This window comes from Curtobacterium sp. MCLR17_036 (genome assembly GCF_003234445.2).
Lineage (GTDB): Bacteria > Actinomycetota > Actinomycetes > Actinomycetales > Microbacteriaceae > Curtobacterium.
Map to the genome: position 1 here is coordinate 2,824,474 of NZ_CP126269.1, position 18,139 is coordinate 2,842,612.

Consider the following 18,139-nt stretch of genomic DNA (forward strand, 5'->3'; position numbering starts at 1 on the left):
GGCGATGCATCCCCCACCCTGGAAAGGTCACTGATGATCTCTGTCGGTATGGTCGGCGCGGGCCAGTTCGCGCCCCAGTTCGCCAAGCTGTTCAAGCTCCACCCCGACGTCGACCGCGTGTACGTCACGGACCTCGTCGACGAGCGCGCCGCCGAACTCGTCGAGGCACAGCACCTCGACGGCACGTTCCCCGACTTCGACGCCGTGCTCGCCTCGGACGTCGACGCCGTCGCGATCTTCACGCAACGGTGGACGCACGGCCCGCTGGCGGTCGCAGCCCTGCGCGCCGGCAAGCACGTGTACTCCGCGGTGCCGATGGCGATCTCGGTCGACGAGATCCGCGACATCATCGAGGCCGTCCGCGAGACCGGGCTGACCTACATGATGGGCGAGACGAGCTACTACAACCCCGCCACGGTGTTCGCCCGCAAGCAGGCCGCCGCCGGTGCGTTCGGCCGGGTGTTCTACGCCGAGGGCGACTACGTGCACGACATGGACCTCGGCTTCTACGCCGCGTACCAGTACAGCGGCGGCGAGGACTGGAAGCGCACCGCCAGCTACCCGCCCATGCTCTACCCGACGCACTCGGTCGGCGGCGTCCTCGGCGCGATCCCCGGGCACGCGGTCAGCGTCAGCTGCATCGGCGTCCGCGATGACCGCGGCGACGGCGTCTTCGACAAGGACGTCAGCCAGTTCGACAACGACTTCTCGAACGCCACCGCCCTGTTCGAGCTCGACAACGGCGGCGTCATGCGGATCAACGAGATGCGCCGCGTCGGCTACCCGTCGCACATCCGCGAGTCCCGCTTCCGCTACTTCGGCACCGAGGCGAGCTTCGAGCAGCTCGCGAAGGTCAGCGTCTGGCAGGACAAGGAGGACTCGCACGACATCAGCGACCAGATCGACACCCAGGCGACGATGGACCTCGACGACCCGCGCCTGGCCGACGTCGACCCGTCCCTGCGCGACGCGTTCGTCTCCGGCTACGCCCGGGTGCACGACACCGACCGGCTGCCGGCCGAGTACGACGGCGTGCCGACCGGGCACGAGGGCAGCCACCAGTTCCTCGCCGACGACTTCGTCCGCGCGGTGGTCGACCGGACCCTGCCGCCGGTGAACGCCTGGACCGCCGCGCGCTTCACGCTGCCCGGCATCATCGCGCACCAGTCGGCGCTGCAGGGCGGCGCACGCCTCGAGGTCCCGGACTTCGGCGACGCCCCCGCACCGGCGGAGGCCGCCGCGTCGACTACGATCGCGTCCGAGTAACAGGTGTCGTCGGGTGCCGGTCCGTCAGCGGACCGGCACCCGACGGCGCTCCCCCGGACCCGACGAAGGTGGCTGCCGTGACCGTCCCGACGACCCCGCGGGCGGTCACCCGCGCCGACGTCGCCCGCTACGCCGGCGTCAGCACCTCGGTCGTCAGCTACGTCGTGCACGACGGTCCCCGGCCCGTCGCGGCCGCCACCGCCGCGCGGGTGCGCGAGGCGATCCGTGTCCTCGGCTACCGGCCGAACGCCAGTGCGCAGGCGCTGCGCACCGGGTCGTCGAAGATGCTCGGGCTGATCGTGCCGGAACTCGACAACCCGTTCTGGTCCGAGCTCGCCGTCGAGGTCACGCACGCCGCCGCAGCCCGCGGCTACGACGTCCTGCTCGCGAACAGCGACGGCGACGCCGTCCAGGAACGCGAGCGGCTCCGCAGCCTGTCGGCCCGCCAGGTCGACGGCATCATCGTCACGAGCATCATGACCCGGCCGGATCTGTCCACCATGACGGACCCGGGCATCCCGATGGTCCTGCTCAACACCTTCTTCGAGGTCCCCGACCACCCGAGCATCGGCGTCGACGCCCTGCGCGGGGCCTACGACGGCACCCGGCACCTGGTCGAGCACGGCTACCCCTCCATCGGCCTCGTGATGGGCCACACCGGCTCGATGGAGCTGCGCGAGCAGGGCTGGATGCGCGCGCTCCGCGACGCCGGGCTGCCGGACGGCCCGATCGTCCGCTGCGACTTCACCCGCAGCGGCGGCCACACCGCCGGCCTGCGGATGTTCGACACCCCGAACCGCCCGCGCGCCGTCTTCGTCAGCTCGGACATGCAGGCCGTCGGTGTGCTCCGCGCGCTGCACGAGCTCGGACTGTCCGCTCCCGACGACGTCGCGGTCGTGTCCTTCGACGGCGTCGCCGAGGCCGACTGGACGAACCCGCAGCTCACCGTCGTGCGCCAGCCCACCGGCACCATGGCCACCGCTGCCGTCGACCGCGTGCTCGGGCTCGGCCCCGACGACCAGTGGCACCGCGACCTCGTGCCCGCCGAGCTCGTCCTCGGCGCGAGCTGCGGGTGCGACGTGCGGCGCTGACGCCGGCGGCGGGCGACCCCGGGTCCTGTCGCGAAAGCGACAGGCCCACGCGAACAGTCGGCGTGCACGTGTCGCTTTCGCGCGGGCGCGCGCGGGGTGGACACGCTGGGCACCCCTCCGGCCCTGCCCGCGCTGCGCTGCCTGGTGCCGCGAAAGCGACACACCTCGCGGCTGGCCCCAGGTCCCTGTCGCGAAAGCGACAGGCCCACGCGAACAGTCGGCGTGCATGTGTCGCTTTCGCGCGGGCGCGCGGGGCGGGCGCGCGGAGCGTCCCTCCCGCCCTGCCCGCGCTGCCGGGTGCCGCGAAAGCGACACACCTCGCGGCCCGCCCCGGGTCCCTGTCGCGACAGCGACAGGTCCACGCGAACAGTCGGCGTGCATGTGTCGCTTTCGCGCGGGCGCACGGGGTGGACACGCGGGGCAACCGGCCAGCCCCGCCCGCGCTGCCCAGTGCCGCGAAAGCGACACACCTCACGGCCGGCCCGGGGACCCTGTCACGAAAGCGACAGGTCCACGCGAACAGTCGGCGTGCACGTGTCGCTTTCGCAGGGTGGGCGCACGAGGTGGGCGACCAGGCTGACGGACGGGAGGCCCGTGGCGGCGTCGCCACGGGCCTCCCGTCCGTCAGCCGGTCACGTCGACGACCGCCGCCGGCTCCGCCGTGTCCCAGGACTCGGGGACGGGCTCGCCGGCGCGACGCACGGCGTAGACGACGGCACCGAGGTCGGGCGGCAGCTCCGGCTCGACGAGCGTGAACCGCCGACCGGTGTCAGCACCGCGCTCGGCGGCCAGGCGGGCGGCGAAGCGGCTGCGGAAGCCGTCGTCCGAGAAGACGCCGCCCGACGACGACACGGCCGTCGGACGTCCGTCGCCGTCGTCCCCGATGCGGTGTGCGACGACGCGGACCTGCTGGACGAGCTCCTCGACGGCGTCGTCGAGGATGCTGGCGGCCACCGGGTCGCCCGCCCCGGCAGCGGCGGTCACGACACGGGAGAGCGCCGCGACCTCGGTGCGGCCGGCCTGCCAGTCGTGCATGACCAGGCCGACGAGGTCGAGGTCGGCGGCGATGCCGGTCCGCTCGCGGAGCAGGTCGTACAGCGCCGACCGCGGCAGGCGCCCGTCGGCCATCCGGCTGAAGGCGTTCAGGCCGCGGCGCGCGATCCAGTGCGCCGACCCCTCGTCGCCGATGAGTTCGCTCCACCCGCCGACCCGGTGCGTGCGGGAGCCCCGCTCGCCGTACGCCATCGAGCCGGTGCCGGCGATGACGTTGATGCCGTCGCGGCCGCCGAGCGACCCCGCCCATCCGGCGAGCATGTCGTTGCCGACCGTGTACCGGCGGTGGCCGAGGACCGGCTCCGGGATCGCGTCGAGCAGCGCGTCGGCACCCGCGGACTCGCCGTGGCCCGGCAGGCCGAGGAACGCGTGCGTGACGTCGGCGGCGGAGCGTCCCGCCGCGGCGAGCACGGCCCGCGTCCCGCTGCCGACGACGTCCGCCACCGCGGTGACGCCGACGTCGAGCCACGAGCACGCCGGCCCGCGCCAGCGCGCCAGCACCCGGCCGTCGCCGTCGGCCAGGACGACGGCGGTCTTCGTGCCGCCGCCGTCCAGGCCCAGGAACAGCGTCATGCCCGTCCCCGTGCGGCGTCGACCGCCTCGAGCGGGTGGATGGTGACCCCGCGGACGACGCGGTTCACCGTGCCGTCCGGGAACGGGTTGTCCGGCGTGCAGCCGAGCCGCACCGAGGCGTGCAGTGCGAGCAGCTGGGCGACGGCGACGAAGCCGACCGCGCGCAGTCCGTCGTCGAGCCCCTCGGCCTCGGGGAACACGAGGTCGAGGGCGGTCGCCGTCCCGTGCTCGTCGGCACCGACGACGACGACCTGGTCCGGCCGGTCGGCACGGATCTCGCGGACGATGTCGTCGTCGTACCGGCGGACCCGCGGGTCCGCGGAGCGGAGCACCACGACGACCGTCTCGTCGTCGAGGACCGCCTTCGGTCCGTGCCGGAAGCCGAGCGGGGTGTCGTGGAACGCCGCGATGGTGCCGGCGGTCAGTTCGAGGGTCTTCAGCGCGCACTCCTCGGCGAGTCCGGCGAGGGCGCCGCCGCCGAGGAACACGATGCGTCGGGGCGACCGGTCGAGGATCCGGTCCAGGCCGTCCTCGGCGGCGAGCGCGCGCGCCCCCGTCGCGACGACGCGGTCGAGCACCGCGGCGTCCGACGGCACGAACGCCAGGAGCGCGGCGAGCAGCATGCTCGAGAAGCTCGAGGTCATGGCGAAGCCGGTGTCGTTCGTCTGCGGGGGCATCGTCAGGACGAAGGAGTCCTCGCGGTCCCGGTGACCGACGGCCAGCGCTCCGGTCGGGTCGCAGGTGATGACCAGGTGGTGGGCGCTCGGCGCGATCGCGTCGACGAGCTCGGTGGCGGCGGCGCTCTCCGGGCTGTTGCCCGACCGGGCGAACGAGACGAGCAGGACGGGGACGTCCTCGGCGAGCACGGTGCGCGGGTCGGCGACGATGTCGGTGCTCGACACCGCGTCGAAGCGACGGTGCAGACGCCCCCGCAGCGACTCGGCGACGATCCGGCCGACGAAGGCCGACGTGCCGGCGCCGGTCAGGACGACACGGGTGCGCGGGTCGCGCAGTGCCCGCTCGAGGAAGGCGTCGAGCGGGCCGCGCGCCTGGTCGAGGAGCACGGCGAGGTCGCGCCATGCCCGGGGCTGCTGGTGGATCTCGCCGAGGGTGGCGCTGGACGGGGTGGTGACGTCGGTGGTCACGGGGTTCCTTTCCGGGGTGCAACGGGACGGGGGCGGGCGTCAGCCCTTGAGGCCCGCCGACGCCATCGTCGCGACGAACTGCTTCTGGGCGACCAGGAACAGGAGGATGAGCGGGAGCGTGGCGACCACGTTCCCCGCCATGAGCAACGACCAGTCCGTGCGACGGACGCCCTGGAAGTTGGTCAGGCCGAGCTGGAGCGTGAAGGCGTGGTCGTTGTTGATGGCCACGAGCGGCCAGACCAGGTCGTTCCACGACCCGAGCAGCGTGAAGATCGCGAGCGTCGCCAGGGCGGGACGGGCGAGCGGCAGGACGATCCGGAAGAACACCTGCAGGCGGTTGCAGCCGTCGATCATGCCGGCTTCCTCGAGCTCCGCCGGCAGCGACAGGAAGAACTGGCGCATGAGGAAGATGCCGAACGCGGATGCGAGCCACGGGACGATCGCGGCGCCGAGGTGGTCGACGAGGTGCAGCCGGGCGAACATGACGTACGTCGGGATCATGAGCAGCTGCGACGGGATCATGATCGTCGCGAGGATCGCGAGGAACCCGAAGGTGCGTCCGGGGAACCGCAGCCGCGCGAAGCCGTAGCCCGCGAGCGAGCAGAGCACCAGGTGCGACGCGATGGCCGACGCCGACACGATGACCGTGTTGAGCAGCCAGTGCAGGATGTCCGACTCGGCGAACAGGCGCGAGTAGCCGCCGAGGGTGAACTGCGTCGGGATGAACGACGGCGGGAACTTGTTGATCTCGGACGCCGGCTCGATCGAGGTGAGGAACATCTCGACGAACGGCAGCAGGAAGAGCACCGACACCGGCAGCAGGAGCAGGTGCCACGGGCTGAACGGCCAGCGGCGTCGACGGCGTGTGGTCGTGCTCGGGCGGGCGGCGACGACGGCGTCCCGCCGCAGCGGGGTGTCGAGGACCCGGGTCTCGGTGGACATCAGAGCGAGCTCCTTCCGGCGCGCCGCTGCACGAGCGTGACGACGACGGTGGCGACGAGGGTGACGAAGAACATCCCGTAGGCGATGGCCGAGCCGTACCCGAACTGCAGGTTCTGGAACGCGGTCTTCCACAGGAAGTAGACGATGGTCTGCGTGGCGTCGAGGGGCCCGCCGCGGGTGGTGGCGTAGACGAGGTCGAAGAGCTGGATCGCCTGCAGGGTCTGGTAGATGGCGACGAACGCGGTCACCGGGCCGAGGTGCGGCCAGACCACGCGCCAGAAGGTCTGCCAGGCGTTCGCACCGTCGATCCGGGCGGCCTCGATGACGTCACCGGGGACGTCCTGCAGGGCCGCCAGGTAGATCACCGTGGTGAACGCGGCCTGCCCCCACAGCGACATGATGACGATGACGAGCATCGCCTCGCTGCGGTCCTCCAACCAGCCCTGCTGGGGCAGGTGCAGGACCCGGAGCACGTTGTTCACGATGCCGAACTGCGGGCTGAACAGGTAGGTGGTGAGGATGCCGGTCGCCGCGGCCGAGGCGACGAACGGCACGAAGATCGCGGTGCGGTAGAGCCCGATGAACCGGATCCGGCGGTTGAGCGCGACGGCGAGTGCGAGCCCGAGCAGCAGCGAGGCCGGCACGAACAGCACCGTGTAGAGCACGGTGTGCATCACCGCGGCACGCACGCCGTCGTCGGTGACGAGGTCCGCGTAGTTCTGGCCGCCGATGAACGTCGCCGGGCTGAAGCCGTCCCAGCTCTGGAACGACAGGAGGAGCGCCCAGGCGCCGGGGAACAGGGTGAGCCCGAGGACGATGACGAGCGCCGGGGCGACGAAGCCCCAGCCCGCCAGGCCCTCGCGGACGGCGCCGGCGGAGCGACGACGACGACGTCGGCCGGAGCCGGGCCCGTCCGGCTGCTCCGTGTGCTCGGCGGGGCGGAGTGCGAAGGTGGTCATGGGTGCTCCTAGCCTTGGCGGAGTGCCTTGTCGGCGGCGTCGCTCGCCTGCCGGAGTGCGGTCTTCGGGTCGCCGTCGCCCTGCAGCACGTGCGCGACCGCGTTGCCGAACGCCTCGGAGAGGCCGTTGTAGCCGGGCACGGTCGGACGGGTCTGCTTCGCGTTCGCGGAGTTCTCCTGCATGACGTCGAGGCCGGGGAGCGCCTTCGCCTGCTGCAGGAAGGCCTCACTGGTCGCCTCGCTCGAACGCAGCGGCAGGTTGCCGACGGCGACGTTGAAGCGTTCGTCCTGCTCCTTCGCGGTCAACCACTTCACGAAGTCCGTGGCCCAGTAGGCGCGGTTGACGTCCTTGTTGTCGAACAGCGTCCAGAGGTCGGGGCCGGACACCGTCTGGTGGTCCCCGTCGGTCCCCGGCAGCTGGACGACCCCGTACGAGGTCCCGGCGGTCTGCAGCGCGGACAGCTCCCACGGGCCGGAGGTGATCATGCCGATGCGGTCGCTCTCGAAGAGCTGCGCGAACTTCGTGTCCGTCTGGTCGAGGTAGACGCTCCGGTCCTCGACCGCCATGTCGCGGAGGAACGAGAGCGCGTCCACGCCGGCGGCCGAGTCGAACGCCGCCTGCTTGCCGTCCTCACTGAGGATCGCCCCGCCGTTCTGCCAGAGGTGCGGCCACATCTGCCACGTGGTCTCCTCGCTGCCGGACACCGAGTAGCCGTACCCGAAGGTGTTGCTGTCCTTCTCGGTAAGCTGCTTCGCGGCCTTGCGGAAGTCCTCCCACGTCCAGTCGGCGGTCGGGTACGCGACACCGGCCCGGTCGAACACGGTAGTGTTGTAGAGCAGCGAGATGTTGTCGACGACCGCGGGGAACCCGATCACCTTGCCGCCCGTGGGCTGGGCGGTGTTTCGTGCGGCCTGGGTGAACTCGTCCCAGGCGACGTCCGGCTCCTCGATGGTGTCGCGGAGGTCGAGCGTGCGGTCCGAGCGTTCGAGCTGGCTCGCCCACGACCCGAACGTGTACGAGATGTCCGGTGAGTCGTTGCCGGCGAAGGACGCCGCGAGCTTCTGCAGCAGCTCGTCCGTCGAGGACGCACCCGGCGACATGTCGATCGTCACGTTCGGGTGGTCGTCCTCGTACTCGTCGACGAGCGCCTGCAGGAGCTTCTCGGCCTGGTCGCTCTGTCCCGACCACATGGTCAGGTGCACGGGGGCCGAGGTGTCGAGCGTCGTCGCACCCTGCGTGGCGCAGCCGGCGAGCGCCGAGCCGACGACCGTCAGGACGGCGGCCGCCGCGGTCCAGCGCGCGCGGCGCCGACCGGGGCCGGTCGGGGTGGCGCGGGTTCCTCTTCGTGTCACTGCGGACTCCTTCGTCGTCGCGTGCGTCGGTCGGTCGGCGCCGTCGTCAGACGGCGGCCGGGTCGAGCTGCACCCGGAGCGGCTCCGGCAGCAGGTCGCCGTGGGCGGCCACCAGCTCGTTGCAGAGGTCCCAGATCTGCGCGGGCGTCAGCGTCGACGACGCGTTCGGGTCGACGAGGACGGCCTGGCGGAGCGCGAGCGGGTCGCCGTCGCGTGCGGCCTGGATCGTGAGCTCGTTGACCGAGACGTACGAGCGGTTGAGCGCGGCCGCCGCCGTGGGCAGCGCCCCCATCGGCTGCGGGGCGATCCCCGCGGCGCCGACGGTCGTCGGGACCTCGACGACGCAGCCGTCCGGCAGGTTGTCGATGAGCCCGTGGTTCACGACGTTGGCGTGGATCTCCCGCTCGGTGCCCGTGGCCAGGGAGTGGATCACCTGGGGCGCGTACTCGGCGGCGCCCTGCTCGAGTTCGAGCGGTTCGCCGTTCGCCAGCGCGCGCTCCGCCGCCTGGAACTCGGCGAGGTTCTCCTCCGAGATCCCGACGTACTCGAGCGGCTGCAGGCGGAAGCGGTCGATCTGCTCGGCGGACCGCAGGAACCACGGCAGGTACTCCGACGAGTGCTCGCTCGTCTCGGTGGGGTACGCGCCGATGCGTCGGAAGATCTCCACGCGCACCCGGCGCTGCAGCTCGGGGTCCTGCCGGATCCGCTCGCGCAGGCGGGGGTAGAGGTCCTCGCCGTCGTGCGTCCAGTCGAGGAGCCACGCCTGGTGGTTGACGCCGGCGGCCCGGAACCGGGTGTCGTCGACGTGCAGGCCGAGGAGCTCGGCGAGGTCGTTCGCCGTCCAGTAGACGCTGTGGCAGAGGCCGAGGGTCGTGATCTCGGGGGCGACGACGTTCGCCCACCAGACGTTCATCGCCATCGGGTTCGTGTAGTTCAGCAGGACCGCGCCCGGGGCGACGGCCCGCATGTCCTCGAGCAGGCCGGTCAGGAACGGGAAGGTGCGGAGTGCACGGAACACGCCGCCGACACCGGTGGTGTCGCCGATGGTCTGCTGCAGTCCGTGCCGCGCCGGGATCTCCAGGTCGAGCCGGGTCGCGTCGACGCCGCCGATCTGCACCATGTTGACGACGAAGTCGACGTCGGCGAGTGCGCGGCGGCGGTCGGTCGTCGCGGTCACCTGGACCGGTCGACCGAACCGCTCGCTCACCTGGTGGGCGGTCCCCTCGGCGACGGCGAGCCGCCGTTCGTCCACGTCGTGGAGTCGGAGGTCGAGCGGGGGCAGGTCCTCGAAGCCGAGGAGGTCGGCGAGCAGCTGTCGGGTGAAGACGACGCTGCCGGCACCGATGAACGCAACACGGGTCATGCTCAGGAATCATGGAGTGGAATCGCCGTTCGTCCAACATTCCGAGCGAAACGATCAGAATGACTGACCGCTACGATCGCACTCGTGATCGATGACCGCTCCTCGTCGCCGTCGCCGACGTCCCCCGCCTCCGGGTCGGGCAAGCGGTCGCGGCGCATGCTCGCCGTGCTCGAACTGCTGTCCGAGCAGGGCGCCGTCTCGCTGCAGGACCTCGTCACGTCGCTCGGGGTGTCCGCCGCGACGGCCCGCCGCGACCTCGCCGACCTCGAGCAGCAGGGGCTGCTGACCCGCACGCACGGCGGTGCCCGGATCGCGGTCCCGACGGCCGAGATCCCGGTCCGGCTGCGCGAAGGGCGCTCGCAGGCCGTCAAGCAGCGCATCGGACGGGCGGCGGCAGCGCTGCTGCCGGACGGCCCGTTGGCCGTGGCGATCGGCGGCGGCACCACGGCCGCGACGGTCGCCCGGTCCCTGGTCTTCCGGAACGGCCTGACCATCGTCACGAACTCGCTGACGACCGCCGGCGAGATCGGTGCGCGGCCGAACCTGCGGGTCGTGATGACCGGTGGCACCATCCGACCGCACTCGTTCGAACTCGTCGGGGTCCTGGCCGAGAACGCGTTTGGCGCGATGAACGTCGGGGCCGCCTTTGTCGGGATGGACGGGGTCAGCGCCGCCGGCGGTGCCACCACGCACGACGAGATCGAGGCGAGGACGAACGCCGCGATGCTCCGCAACGCACAGCGCACGATCGTCGTCGCCGACTCGTCGAAGATCGGCCGGACCACGCTCGCGCCGGTCGTCGGCATGCAGGACGTGCACGACCTGGTCACCGACGACGGCGCCGACCGGGCCGAGCTCGGACGCATCGCGGACCTCGGCGTGCGGGTGCACGTCGTCGCGAGCCAGACGTCCGACCCGCGCTGACCGCGCCGCGGGGTCGCGGGGTCGCGGGACCGATCGCGCAGACCGACTGCGCACCTGTCCGTCGGCGCTGGTCGTGGCGTGACCGGCGACGGCATACTGCCGACCGTGCACCACGACGACGCCCCGGCCCAGCAGCTCCCCCGGACCGCACGGACCGTGCGCCTGCTCACGTCCGGTCCGGACGACCCGACCGCGACCCCGGTGGCGGGCGGCTGGCTGCTCGACCCGGGCCCGCTCACCGTCGAGCACGACGGCGAGGCGGTCGAGGTCCACCGGCACGGCTGGACCTCGTGGTCGCCGACCGGGTGGACGCCGATCGGTGACGCACCCCTGCGCATCGCCGGCGACCCCGACCGGACGGTGACCGCCGACGACGCGGCCAACGACACCCCGGACCGGCACGAGGGCAACGGCGCCGTCGCCGTCGCCCTGGCCGACGGCCGGGTCGTGCTGCTCGGTGCCGTCGGACTCGGGCTCCCCCGCGCCGGGGCCGACGGTACGCGCCTGTGGGGCCGCACCGAGGACGCCGGCGGGCAGTGGTTCCTCGCCGTCGGCGACGAGGCTGGCGTGTTCGACGCCTACGCCGCGCAGCTCGCCGCCCACTTCGGCTCGTCGCCCGACGCCGGCTCCGTGTCGACCGTCTGGTGCAGCTGGTACTCGTTCTTCGAGGACATCGACGCCGAGCGGATCGAGCAGTCCGTCGACGCCCTCGGCGACCTGCCGTTCGACGTCGTCCAGGTCGACGACGGCTGGGAGGAGATCGTCGGCGACTGGATGCCGAACGCGGACTTCCCCGACGGCCTCGCACCGATCGCCGAACGGATCGCGGCACGCGGTTCGCGACCCGGCCTGTGGCTCGCGCCGTTCATCTGCCTGCCCGACTCCCGCACGGCGCTCGAGCACCCGGACTGGCTCGTCCAGCGCGAGGACGGCGAGGGCCCGATCGTCGCCGGCCACAACTGGGACACCCACTACTGGGCGCTCGACACGACGCTGCCGGCCGTCCAGGAGCACCTGACCGACGTGTTCCGTGCCGTCGTCGGCTGGGGCTTCCGGTACCTGAAGCTCGACTTCCTGTCCGCAGCGGCCCTGCGGGGCGTCCGCCACCGGGCCGGCGACCGCGAACGGGTCTACCGCGACGCGATCACGCTCGTCCGCCGGGTGGTCGGCGACGACGTGCACCTGCTCGGCTGCGGCGCGCCGATGCTCGCGTCGATCGGTGTGCTCGACGCGATGCGCGCCGGACCCGACACCGCCTCGTTCTGGAAGGACGACGCCACCGTCCCCGACCCGAGCCACGAAGGCGGTCTCAACGGGCTCATCGGCCCGCTGGAGCGCTCCTGGATGCACCCGCTGTACCGGATCGACCCGGACGTCGTGTCCTTCCGCGCCGGCGCCGGGACCCTCGACGCCGACCAGCGCGCCCTGCTCGCCGACCTCGCCCGCGTCTGCGGCTTCCGGTCCACCTCGGATCCGGTGCAGCAGCTCGCGCCCCGGGAACGCGCCGACCTCGCGTCGTTCCTCGGCCACCAGCCGCGGGTGCGCCGGCTCGACCGGTACCGCTTCGCGGTCGACGAGCGCGTCGTCGACTTCCGTCCGGCGGTCGCCGAGGCACGTGTCGGCCGGGAGGCACTGGGTCGCTGACCGCCGTAGGGTGACGGTGTGCAGAGCATCGGTCCGCTCCTCCGCCTCTGGATCCTCGGGTTCGCAGCCCTGGCGGTCTGGCTGCTGGCGACCGCCGACGGTCGCCTCTCGCGGATGCTCATGGGGGTCGGGTGCGCGCTGCTCGCCGTCGCCGCGTCCGTCTGGCAGGTCCTCGCCGACCGAGCCGCCCGCAACCGGCAGCTCGACCAGGCGGTCGCCCGCAAGGACGAGTGGGAGGCGGAGCACGGTGCGTCGGAGGAGTCCGAGCAGTGACGGCCACCGAGCACACCGAGCGGGGCACCGGCTGGACCGCCACGGGCTGGGCGGTGCTGTTCTGGCTGACCGCCGGGTCCGGCGTCGTCGCAGGCTTCCTGACGTGGCTGTTCCTGTACCTCGCGTCCGACGTCGACAACTGCAGCACGGCCGACGACTTCTCGGACCCGCACGAGGGGGCGGTGACGCTCGGGCTGCCGGTCGCCGTCGGGGCACACCTGCTCGGTCTGCTCCTGCTCCTGATGGCGGCCCGGGTCGCCCGGCACGACCGTCGCTCCGCGGTCCGGTTCGCGCTCGTCGCCCTGGTCGCGACCTCGCTGGTCGGTCTGGCGGGCCTCCTCGCGCTGACCGGCGGCGACCTGCTGGTGCCGTACCCGCAGCCGTTCCTGCCGTGACCGTCAGCCGCCGGCGCCGCGTCCGGTGATCCGGCGGTTCGTCGCGGCGATCGCAGCGCGGTCCTCGTCGGACAGCCCGGCGGCACGCAGGACGCGACCGAGCACGTCGCTCTTCATCGCGATGTACTCGTCGATGTCCGACGCCCGTCCGGCCGCACGGCGCTTCACCGCGGCGTACTCGTCGCGCAGCACCGCGTCCGACCGCAGGACGTCGCGGACGGCCAGGTGGTTCCGCAGCGCGAGCGAGCCGGCGGTGGCGACGTACGTGTTGCTCGGCGCGAAGCGCTCGGGGGTCCGGAACGCCTGTCGGCCCGGCACCCCGAGCTCGCCGCGGGGCTCGAACCCGATCGTCGCGAGCGCGGCCACGGCGGCGGGCACGTCGGCGGCGTCCACCACGACGTCGACGTCGACGACCGGCTTCGCCGCCAGGCCCGGCACGGCGGTGCTGCCGACGTGCTCGATGCTCCGGAACGGAGCACCCGCCGTGTCGAGTGCGGCGGCGTACGCGTCCCGCAGCGCCGCGAACCGCTCCGCCCACGACGCCCGGTACGCGACGACCTCGATCACGGCGACCCCGACGGAGCGATGACCTGGAACATCACGTGGTCCCGCCAGACCCCGTCGATCCTGATGTACTCGGGCGCGAAGCCGTACCGCGTGAAGCCCGCCGCGGCCAGTGCCCGCTGCGAGCCGACGTTCTCGGGCAGGGTCTCGGCCTGCACCCGGTGGAGCCGGAGCACGTCGAACGCGTGGTCGACCGCCGCACGGACCGCGCGGGTGGCGTGCCCCTGCCTCGTCCGGTCGGCCCGTACCCAGTACCCGAGCGCGCACGACTGCAGCGCACCCCGGGTGACTCCGCTCAGGGTGATCCGGCCGAGCAGCTCCCCGTCGCCGGACTCGATGACGAACGGCACCGCGGTCCCCGCCCGCCCCGCAGCGAGTGCCTGCACGATCACGTCGTGCTGCCCGCGCTCCGTGTAGTAGGACGGTGAGCGCGCCGGCTCCCAGGGCCGCAGGTGGTCCGCACTCGCCGTGATGACGGACGCCAGGACGGCTGCGTCCTCGACGCGGATCGGGCGCAGCCTGGTGCCCGGATCGGAGGGCGCATGATCTGGGCGGTCGCGGTGGTCCAGCGGCATCTCGGTCGCCTCCGTTCGGGCTGGGTCTGGGCTGATCGTCGGCGGACCGGTCGCGCCGTGGCGCGGCCGCCCGCGGACGGGGCCGGATAGCGTTCTACCATGCACCTCCGTCCACGTCGCAGGTTCGTCACGACCGCCGTCCTGCTGGCGGTGACCGCGTGCGCCCTGACCGGCTGCGCGGGGCTCTTCGACCGCTACCCGAACGCGCAGGGACCGGCCGACCTCGCCGGCACGTGGACGCACGCGTCCAGCCGCCTGACGCTGCACGGGGACGGGACCTTCGAGATGACCGACATGCCCACCTGGGTCACGCGCGGTGACACGAGCGCCCCGGTCGACCCCGGCACCCCCGCGACGGTCAGCTGCACCGGGACCTGGGACCTGCAGGTCGACGTCCAGAACTTCCACCTGTCGTCGCCGACGCCCGACTGTGGTGGGGGCGGGTTCGCGACCGGCAGGCAGGGCGAGATGACGATCGCCTTCGGCATCGACGGTGGTTCCGGTGACCCGCGGTGCTGGGAACTCGTCCGCGTCGGGTCGGACCTCGAGCCGCGCGGTCGCGAGGGGTGCCGACAGTACCACTGAGGCGGCTCGCCCTCGGTCTAGGATGCCATCGACATGGCCATCACCGACGGCTCGAACGCACACACGGACCCCGCCGTCCGTCGTGAAGCCTCCGGCCACGACGTGGACCAGGCGACGGCCTTCTACGAGCACCTCCACAACGCACGCCGCGTGTCGCTCACCGCGTCCGGCAGGCCGTTCGCGTACCGGGTCCGGGCGGTCGGCGACCCGTCGATGACGCTCCGCAGTTCGACGCTCACGGCGGACCGGTGGGGGCGCATCGAGCCCGAGGGCCGCTACCTGCTGACCTGGGCCCAGCACGGCACGGCAGCCATCGACGCCGGGACCGACCACGAACAGGTCCTGCGCCCGGGCACCGCCGCGATGTACCCGACCGGCCGCGCCCTGACCCTCGAGGCCCCCGCGGACACGGTCCTGCACGCCGTCGACTTCGATGCGACCTACCTCCGGGACCTCGACGCGAGTCGCCGGAACGCCGAGCCCCGCGCACTGCGCTTCAAGCGGCACCCGGACGCCGAACCGCTCGCCGTGCTCCAACGCCGGCTCGCCGCCGCAGCACCCGAACTGCTCGACCCGACACTGCTCCCCCTGCGGCGACGCTTGTTGACGCAGAGCATCGGCCGACTCGTCCTCGACGCGTTCGCCGAGACGGACGAGGGACTCTTCGGGGAGTACCACGGCAACGTGGGTCGCGCCCTGCAGTTCATCGCGGACCGCAACGGCGACCCCATCACCTCGCACGACGTCGCGGCTGCCGCGGGACTGAGCCTGCGCGGGCTGCAGGAGGCGCTCAACCGTGCGGACCTCGCCGCACCGACGGTCCTCATCCGGCAGGCACGGCTCCGCGGCATCCGGAGCGAACTGCAGCAGGCGGACCCCACCCGCGTCACCGTCGCCGAGGTCGCCCTGCGCTGGGGCTTCCGACACCTCGGCCGGTTCGCCGGGTACTACCTGCGGGAGTTCGGCGAGAACCCGAGCACCACGCTCCGCACATGAGGCCCGGAGCAGGCAGAGTCACGCTCGGCCCTGACGGCCACGGCGCGACCCGGCGATGGCGGAGGGTGTGGGATTCGAACCCACGAGACATCTCTGCCCACCTGTTTTCAAGACAGGCTCCATCGGCCGCTCGGACAACCCTCCAGTGACGCGACCACGTGGCGAGACGTGACCGCGTCCCGGGAAGTCTACCCGGGCCTCCCGTCCGGCTGCGCGTCAGCGCCTTCGCGGATCAGCGCGGCAGGGAGTCGAGCGCCGCTGCCAGGCCGTCGTCGGTCACGCCGCCGGTGAGCTCGTTGCCCGCGTCGGCGACGTCGTCGGGCGCCTGGCCCATGACGACGCCGCGACCGGAGGTCGAGGCCCACCGCAGCATGTCGATGTCGTTGCGTCCGTCACCCGCGGCGAAGACGCGGGACCGCGGGATGTCGAGCCACTCGCGCACGCGCTCCATCGCGGTGGCCTTCGTGACGCCCTCGGGGGCGATGTCGAGCCACGACGTCCAGCCGACCGAGTACGAGACCTTGTGCAGGCCCATCTGCTCGACGACCTGCAGGAAGTCCTCGGTGTCGTGCCCGGGCGAGATGACGACGACGCGTGTGGCCTCCACCCCGAGCAGCCGTTCGAAGGGCACGTGCTCGCCGGCGACCGTCATGGTGTCGTCGGGGAAGTTGCCCGAGAGCAGGAAGTGCCCGGTCTCGTCCTCGACGCCGAACGCGGCGTTCTCGAGCGCGCCGTGGATGGTCCGCAGGACCTCGGAGGGGTCGAACCGCTCGACGTGGACGCGCTCGTAGGACCCGTCGGGCCGGCGCGCCAGGGTCAGCGCCCCGTTCGCGCACACCAGGTACTTCGGTCGGATGCCGAGCGTGTCGAGCAGGGGCACGGTCATGCCCTCGCTGCGCCCGGTGGAGAGCATCACCTCGTGGCCGGCGGCCTCTGCGTCGCGGAGTGCGGCGACCACGGCCTCGGTGACGACGCCGTCCTCGCGCATGGTGGTGCCGTCGACGTCGAGCGCGACCAGCCAGCGCTTCGTGCGGGCGGGCGCAGCGCCACCCGCGTCCTGCGAGGTGCCGTCGACGAACCGTCCGTGGGTGCTCATCGGGGCTCGATCACCTCGACGCCGCCCAGGTAGGGGCGCAGGACCTCCGGCACGACGACGGAGCCGTCGGCCTGCTGGTGGGTCTCGAGGATCGCGACGATCCACCGGGTGGTGGCGAGCGTGCCGTTCAGCGTCGCGACGGGGGCGGTCTTGCCGCTCTCCGTGCGGTAGCGGATGTCGAGGCGGCGGGCCTGGAACGTCGTGCAGTTGGACGTCGAGGTGAGCTCGCGGAAGGTGCCCTGCGTCGGCACCCAGGCCTCGATGTCGTACTTCTTCGCGGCGCTCGTGCCGAGGTCGCCCGCGGCCACGTCGATGACGCGGTAGTGCAGCCCGAGGTCCTGGAGCATCTGCTCCTGGTGGGCGACGAGCTTCTCGTGCTCGGCCTCGGCCTGGTCCGGGTGGACGTAGGCGAACATCTCGAGCTTGTTGAACTGGTGGACGCGCAGGATGCCACGGTTGTCCTTGCCCGCGGACCCTGCCTCGCGGCGGTAGCAGGTCGACCAGCCGGCGTAGCGGTGGGCGTCGGTCGACTCGTCGAAGGACAGGATCTCGTCGGCGTGGAAGCCGGCGAGGGCGACCTCGCTCGTGCCGGTCAGGTAGAGGTCGTCCGCCTCGAGGCGGTAGACCTCGGCGGCGTGCTCGCCGAGGAAGCCGGTGCCGGCCATCGTCTCGGGGCGCACGAGCGTCGGGGTGATGAGCGGTTCGAACCCGGCCGCGACCGCACGGTCGAGACCGAGCGACATGAGCGCGATCTCGAGCCGGGCGCCCATGCCGCGCAGGAAGTAGAAGCGCGAGCCGGAGACCTTCACGCCGCGCGGGATGTCGATGATGCCGAGGTGCTCGCCGAGGTCGGCGTGGTCCTTCGGCTCGAAGTCGAACTCGGGCTTCGTGCCGACGGTGCGCAGCGTGACGAAGTCGTCCTCGCCGCCGGCCGGGACCCCGGGCAGGACGACGTTCGGGATGCCGCGGACGACCGAGTCGAAGGCCGCCTCGGCCTCGGTGACGGTGGCCTGTGCCTGCTTCACCCGACCGGCGAGGGCCTGGGCCTGCTGCACGAGCGCGGCCTTCTCGTCCTTCGGGGCCTTCGCGACGGTCTTGCCGAAGGCGTTCTGCTCGGCGCGGAGCGACTCGAACGAGGTGATCGCGCTGCGACGTGCGGAGTCGGCGGCGACGGCCTCGTCCACGACGGTCTCGGAGGCACCACGTGCCTGCTGTGAAGCCTTGATGACGTCCGGGTTGTCGCGGAGCAGCTGTGGGTCGATCACCGCACCATCCTAGACAGGGCTGGCCGCACGCGACCCTTCTCCGCCCGGGGCGGACGGCACGCAGCGCGGATCGGTAGC

At 72.4% G+C, this 18,139-nt stretch carries 18 protein-coding genes and 1 tRNA gene; 8 read left to right on the plus strand and 11 right to left on the minus strand.

What is annotated here, in order from left to right; translation table 11 throughout:
- The first annotated feature begins 33 nt into the window (after positions 1-33).
- Entirely contained in the window at positions 34-1,266 is a 1,233-nt protein-coding gene (locus DEI99_RS13255) for a Gfo/Idh/MocA family protein (protein ID WP_502867008.1), read from the plus strand.
- Positions 1,267-1,334: 68 nt separating this feature from the next.
- Positions 1,335-2,357, plus strand: coding sequence for a LacI family DNA-binding transcriptional regulator (locus DEI99_RS13260; protein ID WP_111041925.1), 1,023 nt, complete (start codon positions 1,335-1,337; stop codon positions 2,355-2,357).
- Between the two features lie 624 nt (positions 2,358-2,981).
- On the opposite strand, the gene DEI99_RS13265 is transcribed toward DEI99_RS13260, so the two are convergent.
- From DEI99_RS13265 to melA, 6 genes are read right to left on the minus strand one after another with little or no spacing between them, the layout of a single operon-like run.
- On the minus strand, positions 2,982-3,983 hold the full coding sequence (locus tag DEI99_RS13265; RefSeq protein WP_111041924.1) for an N-acetylglucosamine kinase: 1,002 nt from the start codon (positions 3,981-3,983) through the stop codon (positions 2,982-2,984).
- Positions 3,980-5,128 (minus strand): SIS domain-containing protein, encoded by a 1,149-nt coding sequence (locus tag DEI99_RS13270; protein ID WP_111041923.1) that lies wholly within the window; start codon positions 5,126-5,128, stop codon positions 3,980-3,982. Before DEI99_RS13270 ends, DEI99_RS13265 begins: the two co-directional genes overlap by 4 nt.
- A gap of 39 nt (positions 5,129-5,167) precedes the next feature.
- On the minus strand, positions 5,168-6,070 hold the full coding sequence (locus tag DEI99_RS13275) for a carbohydrate ABC transporter permease (protein WP_111041922.1): 903 nt from the start codon (positions 6,068-6,070) through the stop codon (positions 5,168-5,170).
- Positions 6,070-7,029, minus strand: coding sequence for a carbohydrate ABC transporter permease (locus DEI99_RS13280; RefSeq protein ID WP_111041921.1), 960 nt, complete (start codon positions 7,027-7,029; stop codon positions 6,070-6,072). Before DEI99_RS13280 ends, DEI99_RS13275 begins: the two co-directional genes overlap by 1 nt.
- 8 nt (positions 7,030-7,037) lie before the next feature.
- Complete coding sequence (locus DEI99_RS13285; protein ID WP_258369423.1) at positions 7,038-8,381, minus strand: ABC transporter substrate-binding protein; 1,344 nt, start codon at positions 8,379-8,381, stop codon at positions 7,038-7,040.
- Between the two features lie 46 nt (positions 8,382-8,427).
- On the minus strand, positions 8,428-9,744 hold the full coding sequence (gene melA / locus DEI99_RS13290) for an alpha-galactosidase (RefSeq protein ID WP_111041920.1): 1,317 nt from the start codon (positions 9,742-9,744) through the stop codon (positions 8,428-8,430).
- Positions 9,745-9,828: 84 nt separating this feature from the next.
- Here melA and DEI99_RS13295 point away from each other — a divergent pair, with 84 nt between their 5' ends.
- The 4 genes from DEI99_RS13295 (at position 9,829) to DEI99_RS13310 (ending at position 12,980) form a co-directional block, all read left to right on the plus strand.
- Positions 9,829-10,668 (plus strand): DeoR/GlpR family DNA-binding transcription regulator, encoded by an 840-nt coding sequence (locus DEI99_RS13295; protein WP_258369422.1) that lies wholly within the window; start codon positions 9,829-9,831, stop codon positions 10,666-10,668.
- Positions 10,669-10,773: 105 nt separating this feature from the next.
- Entirely contained in the window at positions 10,774-12,312 is a 1,539-nt protein-coding gene (locus tag DEI99_RS13300; protein WP_220037157.1) for a glycoside hydrolase family 36 protein, read from the plus strand.
- Positions 12,313-12,330: 18 nt separating this feature from the next.
- Positions 12,331-12,585: a hypothetical protein gene (locus DEI99_RS13305; RefSeq protein ID WP_111041919.1), complete on the plus strand. Its 255-nt coding sequence runs from the start codon at positions 12,331-12,333 to the stop codon at positions 12,583-12,585.
- A complete protein-coding gene (locus DEI99_RS13310; RefSeq protein WP_111041918.1) occupies positions 12,582-12,980 on the plus strand; it encodes a hypothetical protein in 399 nt (132 codons plus the stop codon). Before DEI99_RS13305 ends, DEI99_RS13310 begins: the two co-directional genes overlap by 4 nt.
- Before the next feature lie 3 nt (positions 12,981-12,983).
- Here DEI99_RS13310 and DEI99_RS13315 read toward each other — a convergent pair whose 3' ends face one another.
- Both DEI99_RS13315 and DEI99_RS13320 read right to left on the minus strand, forming a co-directional pair.
- Positions 12,984-13,547 carry a GrpB family protein gene (locus DEI99_RS13315; protein WP_111041917.1) on the minus strand — a complete coding sequence of 188 codons (564 nt, stop codon included), beginning with the start codon at positions 13,545-13,547 and terminating at the stop codon, positions 12,984-12,986.
- Complete coding sequence (locus DEI99_RS13320) at positions 13,544-14,119, minus strand: GNAT family N-acetyltransferase (RefSeq protein ID WP_111041916.1); 576 nt, start codon at positions 14,117-14,119, stop codon at positions 13,544-13,546. Before DEI99_RS13320 ends, DEI99_RS13315 begins: the two co-directional genes overlap by 4 nt.
- 99 nt (positions 14,120-14,218) lie before the next feature.
- Between DEI99_RS13320 and DEI99_RS13325 the strand changes: the two genes are divergently transcribed.
- Both DEI99_RS13325 and DEI99_RS13330 read left to right on the plus strand, forming a co-directional pair.
- A complete protein-coding gene (locus DEI99_RS13325) occupies positions 14,219-14,704 on the plus strand; it encodes a hypothetical protein (protein ID WP_111041915.1) in 486 nt (161 codons plus the stop codon).
- Between the two features lie 33 nt (positions 14,705-14,737).
- Positions 14,738-15,700, plus strand: coding sequence for a helix-turn-helix domain-containing protein (locus tag DEI99_RS13330; protein WP_111041914.1), 963 nt, complete (start codon positions 14,738-14,740; stop codon positions 15,698-15,700).
- 56 nt (positions 15,701-15,756) lie between these two features.
- On the opposite strand, the gene DEI99_RS13335 is transcribed toward DEI99_RS13330, so the two are convergent.
- The 3 genes from DEI99_RS13335 to serS form a co-directional block, all read right to left on the minus strand.
- Positions 15,757-15,844: transfer RNA gene (locus DEI99_RS13335), tRNA-Ser, on the minus strand.
- Between the two features lie 88 nt (positions 15,845-15,932).
- Entirely contained in the window at positions 15,933-16,796 is an 864-nt protein-coding gene (locus DEI99_RS13340; protein WP_111041913.1) for an HAD family hydrolase, read from the minus strand.
- Positions 16,793-18,061, minus strand: coding sequence for a serine--tRNA ligase (gene serS / locus DEI99_RS13345; RefSeq protein WP_071260594.1), 1,269 nt, complete (start codon positions 18,059-18,061; stop codon positions 16,793-16,795). Before serS ends, DEI99_RS13340 begins: the two co-directional genes overlap by 4 nt.
- Between the last annotated feature and the right edge of the window lie 78 nt (positions 18,062-18,139).

What these genes read in the sequence shown, in the direction of transcription:
- DEI99_RS13280 (WP_111041921.1), bottom strand. Translation starts at nt 7,029, where the DNA reads ATGACCACCTTCGCACTCCGCCCCGCCGAGCACACGGAGCAGCCGGAC.
- DEI99_RS13320 (WP_111041916.1), bottom strand. Translation starts at nt 14,119, where the DNA reads ATGCCGCTGGACCACCGCGACCGCCCAGATCATGCGCCCTCCGATCCG.
- melA (WP_111041920.1), bottom strand. Translation starts at nt 9,744, where the DNA reads ATGACCCGTGTTGCGTTCATCGGTGCCGGCAGCGTCGTCTTCACCCGA.
- DEI99_RS13275 (WP_111041922.1), bottom strand. Translation starts at nt 6,070, where the DNA reads ATGTCCACCGAGACCCGGGTCCTCGACACCCCGCTGCGGCGGGACGCC.
- DEI99_RS13255 (WP_502867008.1), top strand. Translation starts at nt 34, where the DNA reads ATGATCTCTGTCGGTATGGTCGGCGCGGGCCAGTTCGCGCCCCAGTTC.
- DEI99_RS13330 (WP_111041914.1), top strand. Translation starts at nt 14,738, where the DNA reads ATGGCCATCACCGACGGCTCGAACGCACACACGGACCCCGCCGTCCGT.
- DEI99_RS13340 (WP_111041913.1), bottom strand. Translation starts at nt 16,796, where the DNA reads ATGAGCACCCACGGACGGTTCGTCGACGGCACCTCGCAGGACGCGGGT.
- DEI99_RS13265 (WP_111041924.1), bottom strand. Translation starts at nt 3,983, where the DNA reads ATGACGCTGTTCCTGGGCCTGGACGGCGGCGGCACGAAGACCGCCGTC.
- DEI99_RS13325 (WP_111041915.1), top strand. Translation starts at nt 14,219, where the DNA reads ATGCACCTCCGTCCACGTCGCAGGTTCGTCACGACCGCCGTCCTGCTG.